General features: G+C 47.9%; 21 protein-coding genes and 1 pseudogene. 11 read left to right on the forward strand and 11 right to left on the reverse strand.

Features of this window, described 5'->3' with window-relative positions; genetic code table 11:
• Positions 1-98: 98 nt before the first annotated feature.
• The 4 genes from purE to LVJ88_RS05235 form a co-directional block, all read right to left on the reverse strand.
• Entirely contained in the window at positions 99-587 is a 489-nt protein-coding gene (gene purE, locus LVJ88_RS05220; RefSeq protein ID WP_054599026.1) for a 5-(carboxyamino)imidazole ribonucleotide mutase, read from the reverse strand.
• A gap of 67 nt (positions 588-654) precedes the next feature.
• Entirely contained in the window at positions 655-1,299 is a 645-nt protein-coding gene (locus LVJ88_RS05225) for a tetratricopeptide repeat protein (protein ID WP_416171752.1), read from the reverse strand.
• Between the two features lie 150 nt (positions 1,300-1,449).
• Positions 1,450-2,118, reverse strand: coding sequence for an O-methyltransferase (locus LVJ88_RS05230; RefSeq protein WP_085355437.1), 669 nt, complete (start codon positions 2,116-2,118; stop codon positions 1,450-1,452).
• A 25-nt stretch (positions 2,119-2,143) separates the two neighbouring features.
• Entirely contained in the window at positions 2,144-2,329 is a 186-nt protein-coding gene (locus tag LVJ88_RS05235) for a DUF3460 family protein (RefSeq protein WP_054599028.1), read from the reverse strand.
• A 331-nt stretch (positions 2,330-2,660) separates the two neighbouring features.
• Here LVJ88_RS05235 and LVJ88_RS05240 point away from each other — a divergent pair, with 331 nt between their 5' ends.
• The 3 genes from LVJ88_RS05240 (at position 2,661) to LVJ88_RS05250 (ending at position 5,091) form a co-directional block, all read left to right on the forward strand.
• The gene (locus LVJ88_RS05240) at positions 2,661-4,001 is read left to right on the forward strand and encodes a polynucleotide adenylyltransferase PcnB (protein WP_085418307.1); all 1,341 of its coding nucleotides are present in this window, start codon (positions 2,661-2,663) and stop codon (positions 3,999-4,001) included.
• A complete protein-coding gene (locus LVJ88_RS05245; protein WP_085418306.1) occupies positions 3,998-4,273 on the forward strand; it encodes a glutaredoxin family protein in 276 nt (91 codons plus the stop codon). The genes LVJ88_RS05240 and LVJ88_RS05245 overlap by 4 nt, the downstream gene beginning before the upstream one ends.
• 203 nt (positions 4,274-4,476) lie before the next feature.
• The gene (locus LVJ88_RS05250; protein ID WP_054599031.1) at positions 4,477-5,091 is read left to right on the forward strand and encodes an MlaC/ttg2D family ABC transporter substrate-binding protein; all 615 of its coding nucleotides are present in this window, start codon (positions 4,477-4,479) and stop codon (positions 5,089-5,091) included.
• 177 nt (positions 5,092-5,268) lie between these two features.
• Here the strand turns inward: LVJ88_RS05250 and nadE are convergent, their stop codons facing one another.
• A complete protein-coding gene (gene nadE / locus LVJ88_RS05255) occupies positions 5,269-6,060 on the reverse strand; it encodes an NAD(+) synthase (protein WP_085360458.1) in 792 nt (263 codons plus the stop codon).
• 266 nt (positions 6,061-6,326) lie between these two features.
• Positions 6,327-6,461, reverse strand: a complete 135-nt coding sequence (locus tag LVJ88_RS12540) for a hypothetical protein (protein ID WP_269844471.1) — start codon at positions 6,459-6,461, stop codon at positions 6,327-6,329.
• Positions 6,462-6,835: 374 nt separating this feature from the next.
• Here LVJ88_RS12540 and LVJ88_RS05260 point away from each other — a divergent pair, with 374 nt between their 5' ends.
• Positions 6,836-8,377: an L-lactate MFS transporter gene (locus LVJ88_RS05260; RefSeq protein ID WP_054599033.1), complete on the forward strand. Its 1,542-nt coding sequence runs from the start codon at positions 6,836-6,838 to the stop codon at positions 8,375-8,377.
• Between the two features lie 103 nt (positions 8,378-8,480).
• A complete protein-coding gene (gene cas6 / locus LVJ88_RS05265; RefSeq protein ID WP_233127555.1) occupies positions 8,481-8,750 on the forward strand; it encodes a CRISPR system precrRNA processing endoribonuclease RAMP protein Cas6 in 270 nt (89 codons plus the stop codon).
• A 219-nt stretch (positions 8,751-8,969) separates the two neighbouring features.
• On the opposite strand, the pseudogene LVJ88_RS05270 reads toward cas6, so the two are convergent.
• Positions 8,970-9,281 (reverse strand): annotated as a pseudogene (locus LVJ88_RS05270) (IS1595 family transposase); the annotation flags it as partial.
• Positions 9,282-9,397: 116 nt separating this feature from the next.
• Here LVJ88_RS05270 and rep point away from each other — a divergent pair.
• Entirely contained in the window at positions 9,398-11,401 is a 2,004-nt protein-coding gene (gene rep / locus LVJ88_RS05275) for a DNA helicase Rep (RefSeq protein WP_085418304.1), read from the forward strand.
• A 256-nt stretch (positions 11,402-11,657) separates the two neighbouring features.
• Here rep and LVJ88_RS05280 read toward each other — a convergent pair whose 3' ends face one another.
• From LVJ88_RS05280 to LVJ88_RS05295, 3 genes are all read right to left on the reverse strand, one after another.
• On the reverse strand, positions 11,658-12,653 hold the full coding sequence (locus tag LVJ88_RS05280; RefSeq protein ID WP_085418303.1) for an asparaginase: 996 nt from the start codon (positions 12,651-12,653) through the stop codon (positions 11,658-11,660).
• Positions 12,654-12,725: 72 nt separating this feature from the next.
• On the reverse strand, positions 12,726-13,190 hold the full coding sequence (locus LVJ88_RS05285) for a DUF3465 domain-containing protein (protein WP_085418302.1): 465 nt from the start codon (positions 13,188-13,190) through the stop codon (positions 12,726-12,728).
• Positions 13,191-13,574: 384 nt separating this feature from the next.
• On the reverse strand, positions 13,575-14,408 hold the full coding sequence (locus tag LVJ88_RS05295) for a hypothetical protein (protein ID WP_085418300.1): 834 nt from the start codon (positions 14,406-14,408) through the stop codon (positions 13,575-13,577).
• Positions 14,409-14,588: 180 nt separating this feature from the next.
• On the opposite strand from LVJ88_RS05295, the gene LVJ88_RS05300 reads away from it, so the two are divergent.
• The gene (locus tag LVJ88_RS05300) at positions 14,589-14,840 is read left to right on the forward strand and encodes an NGO1151 family protein (RefSeq protein ID WP_054599039.1); all 252 of its coding nucleotides are present in this window, start codon (positions 14,589-14,591) and stop codon (positions 14,838-14,840) included.
• Between the two features lie 110 nt (positions 14,841-14,950).
• Here LVJ88_RS05300 and dinB read toward each other — a convergent pair whose 3' ends face one another.
• Complete coding sequence (dinB, locus tag LVJ88_RS05305) at positions 14,951-16,012, reverse strand: DNA polymerase IV (protein ID WP_054599040.1); 1,062 nt, start codon at positions 16,010-16,012, stop codon at positions 14,951-14,953.
• 253 nt (positions 16,013-16,265) lie between these two features.
• On the opposite strand from dinB, the gene rpsF reads away from it, so the two are divergent.
• The 4 genes from rpsF to rplI are packed head-to-tail and all read left to right on the forward strand — an operon-like array spanning position 16,266 to position 17,655.
• Positions 16,266-16,643, forward strand: a complete 378-nt coding sequence (gene rpsF / locus LVJ88_RS05310) for a 30S ribosomal protein S6 (protein ID WP_054599041.1) — start codon at positions 16,266-16,268, stop codon at positions 16,641-16,643.
• Positions 16,644-16,650: 7 nt separating this feature from the next.
• Positions 16,651-16,947, forward strand: coding sequence for a primosomal replication protein N (gene priB / locus LVJ88_RS05315; RefSeq protein ID WP_085418299.1), 297 nt, complete (start codon positions 16,651-16,653; stop codon positions 16,945-16,947).
• Between the two features lie 6 nt (positions 16,948-16,953).
• Complete coding sequence (gene rpsR, locus LVJ88_RS05320; RefSeq protein ID WP_054599043.1) at positions 16,954-17,184, forward strand: 30S ribosomal protein S18; 231 nt, start codon at positions 16,954-16,956, stop codon at positions 17,182-17,184.
• Positions 17,185-17,202: 18 nt separating this feature from the next.
• Positions 17,203-17,655, forward strand: a complete 453-nt coding sequence (gene rplI / locus LVJ88_RS05325) for a 50S ribosomal protein L9 (protein ID WP_085360476.1) — start codon at positions 17,203-17,205, stop codon at positions 17,653-17,655.
• Positions 17,656-18,197: the final 542 nt, after the last annotated feature.

Below are 18,197 nucleotides of genomic sequence, written 5' to 3' on the forward strand. Positions count from 1 at the left end.
TTAAGTTATAAGTTCGGACCATATAATTCAGACGGCCCCAACCGAATGTAACATTAAGCGGTTGAGGCCGTCTGAATCATTTTTACAGGTTTAACAGCTTATTCAGCAGCGGGCAAATCCATCGCCAATACGGTTTGTTCCTGTTTTTCGCGGAATGCGGCAAGTTTCTGCGCCAATTCGGGGTTGTCGTTCGCCAACATGGAAACGGCAAATAACGCGGCATTGGCGGCACCGGCTTCTCCGATGGCAAACGTGGCAACAGGCACGCCTTTGGGCATCTGCACGATAGACAGCAGCGAATCTTCGCCGCGCAGGTATTTGCTCGGTACCGGTACGCCCAATACCGGAACGGTGGTTTTTGCGGCTACCATACCGGGCAGATGGGCCGCTCCGCCGGCTCCGGCAATAATGGCTTTGATGCCGCGCTCACGGGCTGTTTCGGCATATTCAAACATCAAATCGGGCGTGCGGTGTGCCGAAACGACGCGGGCTTCAAATTCCACACCGAAATCTTTTAAAAATTGTGCCGCGTGCTGCATAACCGGCCAATCGCTGTTGCTGCCCATGATGATGCCTACCTGTATCATATGTTTTCCTTGTGAATAAAAGGTTGGAATATTGTTGTCTGTTTTACGGCGGGATAGTTTGGCCGTATCAGCGTTTTTTCAATTCTGTGTATGCACGTTTGGCCGAAGCGCTTTCAGGATACATTTGAATCAATTTGCGCCAAGTGTCTCGGGCGATATCCTGCTGCTGCATGCGGTATTGGCATGAGCCTACGCTAAAAAGGGCTTCTGCGGCCTGTGGCGAGGTGCGGAAGCGGTTGGCAAAGCGGTTGCCTATGTTGATAACAGACTCGCAATTACCTAAACGCTGGTGGCTCTGCATCAGCAGATACATGCTTTGGCGGTCGGTTTCGCCGCCGTTTCCTCCACCGTCAACACCTTTGAGTAATGCCACGACAGCGGCGTAATTGCCTTTTTGATAGTGCTTTAAAGCCTGTTCGTATTGGTTGGTTTGGGTGGCCGAGCGGGGAGGTTCAGCCGCAACCGTGTTGGTTTGCGTGCGCACAGGCGGTTTGGTATGGGAGCGGTTGGCGGCAGGGCGGCGTTCGAGTTGGCGCACTCTGGTTTTCAAACTGTCGACTTCTTTTTCGAGGCGGGCGATTTTGATGCCTAAGTTATTGATTTGAAATTGTGCGTCAGGTTCGGGATAGGGGATGGCATCTGCTTGGTTTGGCTGATGGTCGGCGTGCGGTGCAGAAGTTGTGATGCCTGCACAGGCACTCAGTAACAAGATGCTGAATAACGGGGCGGATAATCGGATATCGTAAATAAACTTAAATTTTGCTACGTCGTTGCTGTGTCTTGAGGTGCTGCTTGTATTTTTTGCGGTTTGTTGTCTTGCATCAAAAATAAGTTTGTTTGATATATTCATCATGACCTCGCATTATTTTTTAAGCAAAAGGGTTAAACCGTCGCCTACCGGAAGCGTGATCGGAATGATACGGCCGTCTTGCGGCAGGCTTTCGTTAAACGCCTGTAAGATGCTGTGAGCCGGCGGGCTGTCGGCATGAACGGGCTGTAAAACGCGACCGCCGAGCAGCACGTTGTCGATGGCAATAACGCCGCCGCTACGCACCAATTGCAAACAGCGTTCGTAATATTCCGGGGTGGGCGGTTTGTCTGCATCAATCAGGGCAATGTCGTAAGTTTCCGATTCGCCTGCGCTGATCAGGTCGTCTAATGTCAATAAGGCCGGTTGCAGATGCAGCGTGATTTTGTGTGCTATGCCTGCCGCCTGCCAGGTTTCGCGTGCGATGTCGGTAAAGGTAACGTTGATGTCGCAGGCGGTAACGGTGCCGTGAGACGGCAAGGCCAAAGCCATGGCCGTGCTGCTGTAACCGGTAAACACACCGACTTCCAAATAACGCTCGGCGCGCATCAGTCTGGCCAGCCAGGTCAGCAATGATGCCTGCGAAGGGGCGATAGCCATTTTGCCGAGCCGGTGTGTTTGCATGCGTTCACGCAAAGCGGTCAAAGCGGGATGCTCGGCTTCGCCGATACTGTTGAGATACGCACCCAGCTTCGGATCGGTATTGTGTATGTGGGTTGCCATATTGCAAGCAAGGCCGTCTGAAAAATCAGTCGGGCTGGTAGGCGTAGGGTTTTTTGGGCAGTTTGGCCGCTTCGTATCCGGCTTGTTCTTCGGGATTTAATTCGACATCCCACAACAAGCCGCGGTTTTTCAGGCGTTGTTGCGCTTCTTCGGGATGTTGTTCGATGTATTCTTCGAGAAATTTTGTGGCATCTGATTTGTAGTGGTACATATTGTGTTCTCCTTATCGGATGTGGTGTTCGTTACATAATCAATATTATAGCTTAAAAATGAATCGGTGAAGACAACAGGCATCGTCTGCCATCGGTGCAAAATAGGGCGTGCCAAAAAATTACGTTCGGTGTGCTGCGCAGCTTTGCGTATTGTTTCCGAGTTTGCGGGAAAACAGCACGCTGAATTTCAATCGGGTATAATACGCGGTTTGTTTTTTCAGGCTTTTTACCGTGGCCGTCTGAAACCTTTGCAGAAAGGCTTGTATGCAGGCTTTTCTGCAAAGGTTCAGGTGTTTCAGACGGCATGGTTTTGAAATGGTTGATTGATTTATGTTGAAGAAATGGCTGTACAAGGTTTTGCCCGGCAAATCGGGAAAACCACGTGCGCGTAAGGAAGTGATTCCGTTTTCCGGCCACCGCATCAGTGCCGATATGTTGAGTTTTGCCGCTGAAAAAGTGGTTCGCCGTTTGCACAACGAAGGTTTTGAAGCCTATGTGGTCGGCGGCGCGGTGCGCGATTTGCTGTTGGGCATGGAGCCTAAGGATTTCGATGTGGCAACGAATGCCACGCCCGAGCAGATACGCAAAGTATTCCGCCGCAGCCGTATTATCGGCCGCCGCTTTCAGATCGTGCATGTGATGATCGGCCCGGAAACCATTGAAGTTACTACATTCCGCAGCGGCGGCAAAGTATTGCACAACGAACACGGCCGCATTATGAAAGATAATGCCTACGGTTCGATGGAAGAAGATGCGATGCGCCGCGATTTTACCTGCAACGCTCTGTATTACGACCCGATCCGCCAGCATATTATCGATTTTCATCACGGCGTGGCCGATATTGCGGCGCGAAAATTGGTGATGATCGGCAATCCTGCCGAACGCTATCAAGAAGACCCCGTGCGCGTGTTGCGTGCGGTGCGCTTGTCGGGCAAGCTCGGTTTTGATGTCGAGCAGGAAACCGCCGCGCCGATTGCCGAATATGCAGGCCGTCTGAAACAAGAACCGGTGGCACGTTTGTTTGACGAAATCATGAAGCTGCTGTTTTCAGGCTATGCTTCGGTGTGTTTGGCTCAATTTGAAAAGCTCGGGGTGCAGGAAAACATTCATCCGATTTTAACGGCTTTGCTGAATGCGGCAAAAGACGAACGGAGCATCACCGCCGCCGCCCTGCGCAATACCGATGAACGTTTGCGTGCAGATAAATCGGTGTCTGTGGGTTTTGTGTTGGCTGCCGTGATGTGGCCGCAATTGAATGCACGCTGGCAAAAAAACATGAAAAACGGTCAAAAGCCCGCGCCGGCATTAACTCAGGCCATTAACGATCTGCGCGATATGGAAAAAGGCTGGGGTGTTCCTCAGCGTTTTTCGGCTACCATGCGGGAAATTTGGCAGTTGCAGCCGCAATTTGAAAACCGCCGCGGCGCCCGGCCGCACCGCCTGTTGGCTCAGCAACGCTTTCGGGCAGCTTACGATTTCCTGCTGTTGCGTGCCGAAACGGGCAATGCAGACCCTGAGCTGGCGCAATGGTGGACGGCGTTCCAACACGCAGACGATACCGCCCGTTTGGAGATGACCGCAGCCCGGCAAGGGCAGGGTGCCGCATCGGGTAACGAAGCCAAGCGCAAACGCCGCCGCAAACCGCGCAAGAAAAAAGAGGTTGCCGCATGAAGCCGCTTGAATCTTCAACACAAAGCGGATGGCGGCTAACTTTGATGTTCCGCGAATATTGCAGTTTGTGCCACAAAATGCGGGATGCTTTAAAACCTTATCAAGAAGCATACGGCTTTGAGTTGCATATCGTTGATGTGGATAACGATCCCGTGCTGGAAGAAAAATACAACGAACTTGTGCCCGTGCTGCTCGACGGCGATATGGAAATCTGCCATTGGTTTTTAGACGAAAACAAGTTGCGCGCCTATCTCGAAACTAAGGCCGTCTGAAAAAAGCGGAGGTACAAAATGCCTCCGTTTTTTTTCAGACGGCCGATAATACGGTGGTTTACTAAGCTGTTGCGCGGCATTACCCGGGTTTGATTGAAAGGGCATAAGATTTTGCAGTTTTTAAAGTTTGCTTACGCCGATTCATAGTTAAATGCGCCGTGAACCTGATTTATCCTATTGAATCGAAAGTTGAAAGGAATAAAATGAAAACGCTAACGGCTGCATTATTTGCCGTACCTGTTGCAGTGGTGGCACCTTATGCCGCCGCCCAAACCCAGCAGCACCCTGCGCAGGCACAACTTCAACAGAACATTGATGCCGTATTGAAAGTTGTTCGTAACAAAGGCTTGAGCGAACAACAGAAAATCAAACAGATTGAACGCTATGCCGACAATTATCTCGATTACCAGCGTATTTCCGCATTGGCAGTCGGCCTGCCGTGGAAAGAGTTTTCTCCCAAGCAGAAAACCGAATTTATTTCGGCATTTAAAGAAATGATTATCGCCATGTATGCGCGGTCGGCTTTGATGGGGGCGGAAAAAGCCCAAGTAAAAGTGCTGCCGAAAATGGTGGATAACGGCAAAAACAAAGTGGATGCTTACAGCGAAATCGTTACGCCGAGCGGAAAAAAATATGAAGTTTCCTATCAGTTTTACAAAGTCGGCTCGGTTTATAAGGTGTATAACATCCGTGTGGACGGCGTGAGCATGGTTACGGTTTACCGCAATCAGTTCAACGACTTAATCAAACAAAAAGGGATTGACGGTACGATTGCCACCGTTCGTGCCAAAGGTTTGAAAAAAGCGGAATCTCTGTAACGCCATCCCGATATCGCTAATCCACTTGAATTTTAATAATGATGTTGATTAACTACGTCGGGTCATAGACCGTTGATAGACCGAGGCCGTCTGAAAAGCTTTTTTCAGACGGCCTCGGTTATTTGAATCGGATGATGCTCGAACGGTTGTGAAAAAAGGGCTGCTCAGGCTTTGCCGTTAAGACAGCAGATCATTCGGAATGCGGCATACCGGAATCGGATTAACCTTATGCTGCATGGCTTGGTGCAGGCGGGTGTAGATTTCCAGCACTTCACGCTGGCGGCCTTCGAAATCTTCGGGGCGGTTCCAGCCGTACACACTCATGGCCCATTCCAGCTCGGGATAGCTGGCGCCCATCTGTTCTTCGTCGGTGCGGTCGGTATCCCACAAGCCGTCGGTGGGTGCGGCCACCTGAATCGATTCGATTACATTGAGTGCTGAGGCAAGTTGGTAAACCTGCGTTTTCAGTAAGTCGCCGATGGGGTTGATATCGACGCCGCCGTCGCCGTATTTGGTGAAAAAGCCAACGCCGAAATCTTCCACCTTGTTACCGGTGCCCGTTACCAAAAAGCCGTTGATTTGCGCGTAGTAATAAAGCGTGAGCATACGCAAGCGCGAGCGGGCGTTGGCCAAAGCCAGTTGTTTGGATGGATAGTCGCTTTCGTTAACTTCTACCGTTTCGGCAAAAGTGTCGAATGTGGGGGTTAGATCGACAAGCATGCTTTTTACGTTGGGAAAGCGTTGGTGCAGGTTTTCGATATGGGCTTTGGAGCGGCTGCTTTGATCTGCTTTTTGGCGGATGGGCATATCGAGCACCAATACAGGCAGGCCGGTACGGGCGGCCAAAATAGATACGACCGCAGAATCGACACCGCCCGACACGCCCACTACCAAACCTTTGGCTTTGGCTTTGGCTGCGTAGTCTTTGAGCCAGCCGACGATATGGTCGATAACGGCTTGTGTTTGCATAAAGTATCCTTTCGGAGGTGATATCTGTAAGGGTTAATAACAGTAGTAAAAGACAGTATTTATTGAAATGTAATATAACGTAATTTTAATTTAAGTGAAAGTAAAGTTTGTAAGCAATAAGCTTTACATAACCATACTTGGAAATAATGTTACAGTTTTCAGTCTTTTTTATTCAAACGGGATTTTATTGCGTATGCCCATAGTCAATAAAATATTTTGAATACAAGGCAGCAATGAGCATACAAGATATAAGTATAGTCAATATATCAGGCCGTCTGAACCATAATCTGACCCTTCCGAAAGTAAGAAGTTTCAGACGGCCAAATCTCGCGGAAAGCACAGGCTTGCGGCTGAATGCCGCCGGGCAAAGTCAAAAACAGGGTCAAAGGTTTGGGCTGCATGAATTTGATGAATATACGGCTGCAAATAAAATCACTTTTCCTTTTCGTTAAGAAAAGCCCGTGTTTTGATAAAATACGCGCCTGATAAAACGGTATGGACGAAATACAGCAAACAAACTTATTTCTGATAGGCAGCAGGCCGCAGACTGTACAGACAGCACACAGCACGAAACCGATTCTGTTCACACTTCAATGGCTTAGTGGGGCGGGCAGCTGTATTTCAGATTTAATGAAGCCTTGTTGTGCGCTGTCCGCCCGCTTAGCCTTGTATTTGAATATGTCTGTGCTCGCTATGCTGCTCCGTCTTGAGCCGCATCCACATCTGAAAGTCTTACAAAGGTTTCTTCATACACACTTCAAATCAAAGGAATGTTATGTCTTTTCTAGATAAAGCCAACACCGTAGCCCCGCCCGGTTTCAATCGCTGGATGGTGCCGCCTGCGGCGTTGGCGGTTCATTTGTCTATCGGGCAGATTTATGCCTATTCCGTATTCAATGCCCCGCTTACTAAAATCATCGGTATCACCGAGTCTGCGCCCGATGATTGGAAGCTGACCACGGTAGGTTGGGTGTTCAGCATTGCTTTGGCGGTGCTGGGGGCATCGGCTGCGCTGTTCGGCACTTGGATGGAGCGGGTAGGGCCGCGTAAAGCGATGTTTGTGGCAGCCTGTTGTTTCAGCTTGGGTTTTTTTGTGTCGGCACTAGGGGTTTACACCCATAACCTGTGGTTGCTGTATCTCGGTAACGGCGTACTTGGCGGCGTAGGCTTGGGTTTGGGATATATCGGGCCGGTATCGACGTTAATGAAATGGTTTCCCGATAAACCCGGCATGGCAACCGGTTTGGCCATTATGGGATTCGGCGGCGGTGCGATGCTTGCGTCGCCTTTATCGGTAGCATTAATGAATGCTTTCAGCAGCGCCGATTCCACCGGTGTGGCGCAAACTTTTATCGTGCTCGGTATTTTCTATTTTATTTTCATGATGTTCGGTGTGTTTACCATTCGTGTACCGGCAGAAGGCTGGAAACCGAAAGGCTTTGTGCCGCCTGCCAAAACGAAAAAAATGGTCAGCAGCAGCCATGTGAATGCAGGGCAGGCGGTAAAAACGCCGCAGTTTTGGTTACTGTTTTTCATTTTGTGTTTGAATGTTACCGCCGGCATAGGTGTGCTCGGTCAGGCATCGGTGATGATTCAGGAGTTGTTTTCCGAAGCTTCGGTCGGTGCGGGTGCGGCGGTTGGCGCAGCCGCAGCAGCAGGGTTTGTCGGGTTGTTGAGTTTGTTTAATATGGGCGGCCGCTTTTTTTGGTCGAGCATTTCCGACAAAATCGGCCGCAAGCATACCTATACGCTGTTTTTTGTGCTGGGCTCGCTGCTTTATTTTGCTGTTCCGTCTATCGGCGAGAGCGGTAGCAAGGGGCTGTTTGTTATCGGGTTCTGCATCATTATGTCGATGTATGGCGGCGGTTTCGCAGCGATTCCGGCCTATTTGAAAGATTTGTTCGGCACTTATCAAGTCGGCGCGATTCACGGACGGCTGTTGCTGGCGTGGTCTGCCGCCGCCGTGTTGGGGCCTGTGTTGGTTAACTATATCCGCCAAGGGCAAATTAACAGCGGCGTACCTGCCGCACAGGCATACAGTATTACCATGTATATCATGGCCGCTTTGCTGATTATCGGTTTGTTGTGCAACCTATCGGTGAAGCCGGTGCATGAGAAACACCATGATAAAAGCGTGAAAGATGCGGCTCAAAGCCACAATCCCGACGACGAAACCACCTTGTCGGATGCTTATCTGGCAGCCGAAGAAGTGTCGCACGGTGGTGTGCGTGTGTGGTGGCGTTGGGCGTTGGCAGGTGTGCCGTTGGCTTACGGCGTGGTTATGGTGTTTGTAAAAGTAATGGATTTGTTCCGCTGATATAGCCAATCAACTTATTGTTAAACCGGAGCAGGCAACAAATACTGAAAGGTCTCAGCTGGTCAGACGCACCTCGACGTTCGCCACCCTATACTGGCAGAACTTGGAAACCGATTACCCAAGCTTGATGCAGGCCGCAGCACACATAAAAAGCCGCCACCAACTGCAATGGCTGGACTGGAGCCGCTATTCAACCCGCCAACAACAGCACATCAACTTAGGCGGAGCCATAGGCACTTGGCAATTTCAAGATTTACCGCTACCATTCAGCCAACTGCTCCATCTCGGACAATGGTTGCACATAGGCAAAGAAACCGTGTTCGGCTACGGACGCTACAAGATAAAAGAGGTTAACCCATGTTTAACTTTGTAAACTTTGAAAAGATTGGAAACCCCGTTTCCAACCCACTGACTTTAAAAGGAGAAAAACAGACCTGCGATTGAAAACAAAGCCCCACCATTCGGGGATTAGGCTGAAAGTATCATGGTCAATCGTGTAGGTGATATATTGAAAACAAAGCCCCACCATTCGGGGATTAGGCTTAGTTGCCAAGGCCGCGCCTAAAAATTAAAGGGCTGAAGTAGATTAGCCCTAAATCTCACACCAAAGCCGCAGAATTTTTAGCTGCTGCTTTGCTGTCCCAAAATTAAAACGAAACTCGCATTCTTTCAAGAATAGAGGAAAAGACTTTCGGTCAATGCCATTATATTTGCGCAAGACACGCTTGGCCTGATTCCAGAAATTCTCAATGCCGTTGATGTGGTTTTGCCTCTCGGCAAATGCCTTACTGTGGTTAATCCTGTGATGGTGAAAACCGCTGACATCCAGTACGTCGTAACTGCTCAAGCTGCCCGTATAAACCACGCTGTCCGGCATAATTTTCTTTGTAATAACAGGAAATAAACTTGGGGCTGACGTAGATTAACTGCGCATGACTGCTAATCTACTCAAGCTTCCCATTATTATGGTAATTTACATGGTAATATCATCTTGTTGTTAGTCAGTACATTGCCATTTTCATGAAACTCAATCCCCAGCAACAACAAGCCGTGCAATATCTCGGCGGCCCCCTGCTCGTTTTGGCAGGTGCGGGCAGCGGTAAAACCGGTGTGATTACCCAGAAAATCAAATACTTGATTACGCAAGTAAATTATCCTGCCCACCACATCGCCGCCATCACGTTTACCAACAAAGCCGCTAAAGAAATGCAGGAGCGTGTGGGCAAAATGTTGCCGAAAAGCCAAACGCGCGGCTTAACCATCTGTACTTTCCATTCGCTCGGTATGCGCATTTTGCGCGAAGAAGCCGCCAACATCGGTTACAAGAAAAACTTTTCTATTCTCGACGGCACCGACAGCGCCAAAATCATCAACGAGCTGCTCGGCAGCACCGGCAAAGAAGCGGTGTTCAAAGCCCAGCACCAAATTTCCCTGTGGAAAAACGATTTGAAAACGCCCGAAGAGATTCTTCAGACGGCCTCCAACGAGTGGGAAAGCCAAATGGCGAAAGTGTATGCCGGCTATCAGGCCACGCTGGAGAGCTATCAAGCCGTCGATTTCGACGACTTAATCCGCCTGCCCGCCGTGCTGTTGCAGCAAAACAGCGAAGTGCGCCACAAATGGCAGCTCCGCCTGCGCTATCTGCTGGTGGACGAATGCCAAGACACCAACGCCTGCCAATACACTTTGATGAAGCTGCTCACCGGCGCGGAAGGCATGTTTACCGCCGTGGGCGACGACGACCAATCCATCTACGCATGGCGCGGCGCAAACATGGAAAACCTGCGCCAAATGCAGGAAGACTATCCGCAGATGAAGGTAATCAAGCTGGAGCAAAACTACCGCTCCACCGCGCGGATATTGAAAGTGGCCAACAAGGTGATTGAAAACAACCCCAAGCTGTTCAAAAAAACCTTGTGGTCGCAGTTCGGCATGGGCGAACACATCAAAATCGTCGCCTGCCAGCATGAACAACACGAGGCCGAATGGGTGGTGAGTCAAATCGTGAAACAAAAACTGGTGGGCGGCGACAAAACCCGATACGCCGATTTCGCCGTCCTCTACCGCGGCAACCATCAGGCGCGGGTGTTTGAAGAAGCCTTGCGCAGCGCGCGCGTACCTTACCAGCTTTCAGGCGGCCAGAGTTTTTTTGATAAAGCCGAAATCAAAGACGTATTGTCCTACATCCGCCTGCTTGCCAATCCTAACGACGACCCCGCCTTTTTACGCGCCGTTACCACGCCCAAACGCGGCATCGGCGAAGCCACGCTCGGCAAACTCAACACCTATGCCCACAGCCACGAATGCAGCCTGTATGAAGCCGCGTTAAACCCCGAAGCACAGGCCGTCTTAAACGCCCAAAACCGCGAGCATCTGCAACAATTCATGGCCTTGATGGAAGATTACCGCGCCCGTGCCGAACACGACGACGCGGGCGAACTCGTCAACAACCTGCTGGCCGACATCGCCTACGAAGCCCATCTGCTCGGCAGCGAAGAAGGCAAGGCCGGCGAAATCAAATGGCGCAACGTTACCGACCTCACCGACTGGCTGGCGCGCAAAGGCGGGCAAGACGGCAAAAACATCATCGAAATCGCCCAAACCATCGCCCTGATGACCTTGCTCGAAGGCAAAAACGAAGAAGAAACAGATGCGGTCAAACTTTCCACCCTGCATGCCTCCAAAGGCTTGGAATATCCGTATGTGTTTCTCGTCGGCTGCGAAGAAGGCATGCTGCCCCACGCCGACAGCATCGAAGAGAGCAACGTCGAAGAAGAGCGGCGTTTGATGTATGTAGGCATCACCCGCGCCAAACGCCAACTTACGCTCACCCATTGCGTGAAGCGTAAACGGCAAGGCACATGGCAGTTTCCCGACCCCAGCCGCTTTATCGACGAAATGCCGCAGGAAGATTTGAAAATCCTCGGCAGAAAAGGCGGCGAGCCGATTGTGAGTAAGGAAGAAGGCAAGAGCAACTTGGCCGGTTTGCGGGCGATGCTGGAGTCTAAAATGAAAAAGGTATAGGAAAAAGAATTTGAGGCCGTCTGAAACGGCATTATTTGCAGATATGGCTGATTCGTAGCGGAAATACAGTTTGGTTGGGGAGCTTGCAGGCAGTTTCTAATACAAATTGGGTGTGCAGGCAGCAACGTCGTAGCAAAATTGGAGTTTATTTGCCATAGAATGGTCAACGCAAATCTAAATCGAATTGAATGATTTAAAAAGCCTGATGTATCCAACATCAGGCTTTTTTATATTATTAGCTAATAAAGCCAAGGTGTTATAGTAAATTCAGCGTTTCCAGTTTTTGTTGAAGCTGTTTGTTGTCGAGACCGTTGCTGACGGCGAGTGTGAGCAGAACGAGTGCCGTTTCTAAATTGGCCTTGCCTCCGTTTACAACACCTGCCTGCCGCAACGCACTGCCTTGTGCATACACAGCAGCCGCATTGCCTTGTTTGGCTTGGCTGATATTGAGCACTAACTTTCCGCGTGAAGTCAAATCGTTAACTGCCTGAATAAAATCCCGGTCAGACGGTGCATTGCCGTGGCCGTAGCTTTGCAGAATCACAGCATCGGCATTGCGGTAAAGGCCGTCTGAAAAAGACTGTGCCGAAAAGCCCGGCACAAGCGTGTGGCAAACCACTTTGGCTTGTGTGTCGAGTACAGGGAAGGGCGTGTGTAATGCGGCGGATGTTTTTTCAGACGGCCTTTTGTTCACATGCCGCCAACCGCATTCGGGCGACCATATTGCGATTGTGCCGAAATGGGGGTTATCAAAGCCGTCGGCCTGCTCGGTGCTGATTTTGCTGCTGCCTACGGCCTGAAAAAGTTTACCGTTGAAAGCAATAACCGTTTCGGACAGGTTTAATTCAAACGCTGCAACGGCGGTAGCTAAGTTTAAAGGGGCATCGCTGTGTTGGGCATTGTAAGGCCATTGCGAGCCGGTGATCACAATCGGAAGTTTCAAATCGGGCAGGGTAAGGGTGAAAAGATTGGCCGTGTAAGCCAGGGTGTCGGTGCCGTGAAGCACCAATATGCCGTCGTATGTACGGGCTTTTTCTTTGAGCAATTCCAACCAGTTGTGCCAATCGGACAGGGTGACGGCCGAAGAATCAATTAAGGGATTGCAGATGTGCCAGTCGAACGAATAGTTATCTGCAAACGGTATCAGGGCCTTTTCAGCCAAAGCGGTATCAGGGCTGAGCCCTTGCGGGGTTTGGCGCATTCCGATGGTGCCGCCGGTATAAAGCACAAAGATTTTTTTTCGGGTAGTCATAGTGTTGTGTGTTATGAATTGGATGTTTAATCGAGGCCGTCTGAAAAATCTTCAGACGGCCTCTAGGGGATTTTATTGATAAATCACACCGTTGTGTTTTAACCAGCCGTCAGGATGCCTGCCTTGAGGGTCGTGATGCGTCCAATGAATCACGCCGCCTTTTTCCGACCATTCGTATTCGCCGTAAAAAGCTACCGTATCGCCTTTTTTCAAGCCTTTGATTTTAGGGGCGAGATCAATGTTGTGGGCGATCAAAAGGCTTTGTCCGCTACTGAGTTTCACAATAAACCGTTGATGGCGTGAGCCTTTATTATCGTCGGGAAGGGTTTTGCTCACTCTGCCGCTGCCCTCAACCTGAATATTGCTTTGACGTTGTTCAAACGCTTTTCGGAGAGTTGTTTCGGCAGCTTCGCTTCTATTCGCCGATGACACAGATGATGGGGACTCGGTTTGGTGTCGGGAGTGTTGTTGATAAAAATATTGGGAACCGAATAGCGCGGCGGCGATGACGGCAGGTAAAATCCAATTTTTTGTCATGAGCGAAGATTCCGGTATGTATTTTGTGAATAAGAGATATCGCGGTTAACAAGTTGAGGTTCGTGCAAAATCTTCAAATGTGGATGCAGTAAAAGGCATAACAGCCCGGCAGATGCAGACATATCATATAGATAGTGTAAGCAAGCGAGCAGCGCACAACGCTGAAATGTGCCGCAGCCGAAGGGCAAAGCTTTCAAGTTTTGAAAACCCAACATCGGTGTTCGATAGCCGGTTGTCGGCCGTATGCTTTGAATGCAATGGGCAACCGCTTGCGGCTGAAACATTTTGTTTTCTATTTAAATATCCGGCCGCCGTATGGGGAACACGGCGGCCGGAGAGAATATCCAGATGTTTTCAGACGGCCTCTAACCAAAATATCAATTATCAGCGGTTATATTTCAAACTGTATTTAATCTCCGACATAGCGGCTTTTAAATTGTAGTCCAAAATCTCATCTACAATGGCGGGGGTTTGTTCGTTTAACATTTGTTGAAGCTGGTAAGTAAGGGCAGCGGTTTGTTTCTGTACCGCTACGCGTACCATGCCTGCTACCGCATCAGTCAAGTGAGGGCGCAAACGGCGGCTCAAACGCTCCAGTAATTCTTGTTCCGACAAACACATCACAGGTTTGCGCGGATCAACCTGTGGATTAATCACTTTTACCGTTACCGGCAGCCAATCTTCTGCCTGAACGTCAGCTTCAAAAGCATTTTCAGTCTGCTCTTCCGAATGCTCTGCTGTTTGACGGCCTGAACGTAAATTTTCAACTTCGTGGGGGCGGTCAAAAGAAACCGTTTGACGTTTGGGGTTGAGCCAAACCGTGCGGGTGTTTTCGATATTTTTATCGTCTATTCGTGCAGATTGGAGGGCAGTTTGGGCGGCAAGCCAGTCTTCTTGCAATAAAACAGTGGTATCGGTTTCCGCAGTAATATTTTCCGAAAATAGGTCGTTATGCTCCTTTTGCCATTGTTGCAGATATTCACGCAACATCTTCTCAGCCGCACGCGCACTCAATTGCGCTTCCGTCGGTGTCGGTTTGGAAGAAGCCGGTTGGTAAGACGGGGCGACACTTTGAGGAGCAGAGCGGGAAGGAGCAGGTGTTTCACGCGCCGTATTGCGTTGCTGGCGCAATTGTTCCAAACCGCGTTCCCAGTCGAATTCATCTTCTCCGTTTTGCGTATCGGGTTTTGTATGATCATGATAACGTGGATTATTCATTATTGATTATTCACTTTCATTCGGAGTCTGGCGGTATGTGTACCGTGTTCATTACGGTATATCCAAAACTGTTCGCCGGCTATTGCAACCAGGCCGCCGTCGAACCGCAGTATTTTTAAATCCTATATTTTAAATCCTATATAATGTTTTATTTTAACAGAATTTATAGAAGGAAAAATCATGAGCAGCATTGAGCAGCGTTTAGAATACTTAGAAGAAGCATACGATGTTTTACGTATGCAAAATCATGTACTTTCAACAGCCTTCAAAGGCATGGTAAGAGCCTTGCCTGCAGAAATCGCGCAAGATGTAGTGGAATCGGTGCAATTGGCTTTCGAAGATGCTTTAGCCGAGTTAAATTATGAAGACAGCCCTCATGTGGATTTATTTCATGATGTCACTTATGCTTTTTTTAGAGAAAAAGAGCGTTAAGATTTAAGCGGAAGCCGTAAAACCGACAGGGCGGTTTATTTACGTTGTTTTGAATAACTTAATAATTGCTTAATGATTATGGCTGCCAAACCAATTTTAGGTCGTCTGAATCATATATCCCATAATAATTGCTGTTTCCCTTTGGGTATCAGATGGCTTACTCCGATGCCGATGAGTCGGAAGGAATCTCCTGAATGTGTAGGAATACGCTGCATCAGCGTTTGTGCAGCTTTCATTAAAGAAGGTTGATCAGGAAGCGCAGAAGAATAAGTAAGAGAACGGGTAATGATATGGAAATCTGCCGTTTTCAATTTTAACGTAACGCTGCGCGCTTCAACTTGTTTGCGGTTCATTTGCGCCCATAAATCAGCAGTCAAAACAGGTAAATGAATAATCAACTCCTTTAAAGGCAAATCTTCGGGTAACGTAATTTCCGTAGAAATCTGCAACCGTTCACGGTTGGGTTTTACTTCACGTTCGTCTATACCGCGTGCCAAATCATACAAACGGTAACCGTATCGCCCAAAATGATGCAGCAGCTGCCCGCGTTCGAAACGGCGTAAATCTCCCGCCGTTTGCATCCCCAAAGCATTCATTTTCTGCAAAGTAACCCTACCTACGCCGGGGATTTTTCCAAGCGGCAGCGTTTCTAAAAATGCTTCAACCTTTTGAGGAGGCAATACAAATTGGCCGTCGGGTTTGCGCCAATCCGATGCAATTTTGGCTAAAAATTTATTCGGTGCAATACCGGCAGAGGCAGTAAGCCCGGTTTCCTGCCTGATTTCTTGGCGGATTTTTTGAGCAATTTCGCCGGCATAAGGAATATTCTGAAGATTGCGGGTTACATCCAAATAAGCTTCATCAAGCGACAAAGGCTCAATCAGTGTTGTATATCTGGAAAAAATAGCATGAATTTCGCGAGATATTTGTCTGTATAAATCAAAATGAGGAGGTACATATATCGCTTGAGGGCAAAGCCTTTTTGCAGTTGAAACGGCCATTGCCGAATGTAATCCGAATTGTCGGGCTTCATAAGAAGCCGCACAAATAACAGAACGCGGGCCTTCCCAAGCAACCACAACAGGTTTGCCGCGCAAATGCGGTTGTTCACGCAGTTCAACGGAAGCATAGAATGCATCCATATCGATATGGATAATTTTGCGGAATTCCATCATTGTTTACCACTCAATCCGAAACAAAATTCGACGTTATTTTGATAAAACAAAAAACCTTCTGCCGTCGGCTATTTCTTTTTCTTTTATAGTTCTTTTATAGTTTTATTGACACCCTATTTCTATTATTTATTGTAACGCTTTTTTCAAGCGTTGATTTATTCGTTCTAAGCCGTTATAATAGCCCGTTTTCCAACCTTGCCTTTTACTTTTCGCATGGTAAAAGGCTGTTTTTAAACCGTAAGGAGATAACATGCGTCATTACGAGATCGTGTTTATCGTTCATCCTGATCAAAGCGAGCAAGTGCCCGCAATGGTTGAGCGCTACAAAACCATGATTGCCGAAGCAGGCGGTAAAATTCACCGTTTAGAAGATTGGGGCCGTCGTCAATTGGCTTACCCAATCAACAAAATCCACAAAGCACATTATGTTTTGATGAATATCGAAACCGCTCCCGAAGTGGTTGAAGAACTGGAAACTGCTTTCCGTTTCAATGATGCAGTATTGCGTCATCTGACCATCAAAACCAAACAGGCCGTTACAGAAGCTTCTCCGATGCTGAAAGACGAAAAGTCTAAAAACCTGCTCGACAGCAATTCAGCGGCTAAAGAAGAAACTGCCGAAGCGTAATCGAAGATTGAAAAATCTTTTAAATCTTACCGCCCAAATTGTCCATTGCGGAGAATTGAGATACACGCCAGCCGGAGTACCGGTTTTGGATATTGTGCTAAGGCACGAATCATGGCAGGAAGAAAACGGGCAAAAATGTTTGGTAAAACTGGAATTGCCCGCAAAAATTCTCGGTAAGGATGCGCTTAATTGGCAACACGGGATTGAAACCGTCGTCACAGTAAACGGTTTTTTGGCACAAAAAAGCCAACGTTATCCAAAACCCGTGTTGCGCATACAAAACATTAAAGAATATAAAGGTTAAACGACAATGGCTCGTCAATCATTCAAACGTAGAAAATTCTGCCGTTTCACGGCTGAAAAAATCCAAGAAGTTGATTACAAACAAGTAGACTTGTTGAAAGACTTCATTTCTGAAAACGGTAAAATCATTCCGGCCCGCATTACCGGTACCAAAGCACACTACCAACGCCAATTGGCTGTTGCCGTAAAACGTGCCCGTTTCTTGGCTTTGCTGCCTTATACCGATCAACATAAATAATTTACGGAGATTTTGATCATGCAAATTATTCTGTTAGAAAAAATCGGTGGCTTGGGCAATTTGGGCGATATTGTTACCGTAAGAAATGGTTATGCCCGTAACTTTTTAATTCCTTCCGGCAAAGCTAAACGTGCTACCGAAGCCAATATGAAAGAATTTGAAGCACGTCGTGCCGAATTGGAAGCGAAGCAGGCCGAAATTTTGGCTGATGCTAAAGCCCGTCAAGAGAAATTGGATGGACAAACCATCACGGTGGCTCAAAAAGCAGGTGTAGACGGTCGTTTGTTTGGTTCTGTAACTAATGCCGATATTGCCGCTGCTATCGTTGAATCAGGTATTGAAGTTGCAAAATCAAATGTACGTTTACCTAACGGCCCTTTGAAAGCTGTTGGTGAATACGAGGTAGAAGTAGCTTTGCATACCGATGCAGTTGCTGCTGTTAAAGTTGCTGTGGTGGCCGCTGCCGAGTAATTTATTTTATAAAAGTACTTAACTGAATACAGGCCGTCTGAATTTTCAGACGGCCTGATTTCTTTTCTTAATATATTTTCAATAACTCTAAACTTTAATAAACTTATTGATATTACTTTGTTTATGTATATCAACCATGTTTAAATTAACATTAATATACCAAGCGTTTATTTTTAGTGAATTATTTATCAATAATAAACATTGTTTATCAAAACCGTTCTTGTAATAAATATACAAAAATATTATATTACCCGTATCTCATACCATGAAAACAACAAAGAAAGGAGATATTTATGCAGCATCGCAGACGTCAGGCTATTTTTCAGGCATCAAAACGAGCATTTAATGCGCGAAAGCCTGTAGACAATCAATCTCGTACGCGCAATAAAGTTATGTAACCTTCTCAGCTGATTTATCATTGTTTGAATAATCTAAAGCCTCAATTTAATCCAATAAGATAAATTAAGTAGCAAATGATAATTGGCCGGAATCCGGAATAAAGCAAAACCCTGCATCCAGCAGGGTTTTGCTTTTGGGTTTTT

Source organism: Neisseria dumasiana (genome assembly GCF_022870885.1).
Taxonomy (GTDB): Bacteria; Pseudomonadota; Gammaproteobacteria; order Burkholderiales; family Neisseriaceae; genus Neisseria; species Neisseria dumasiana.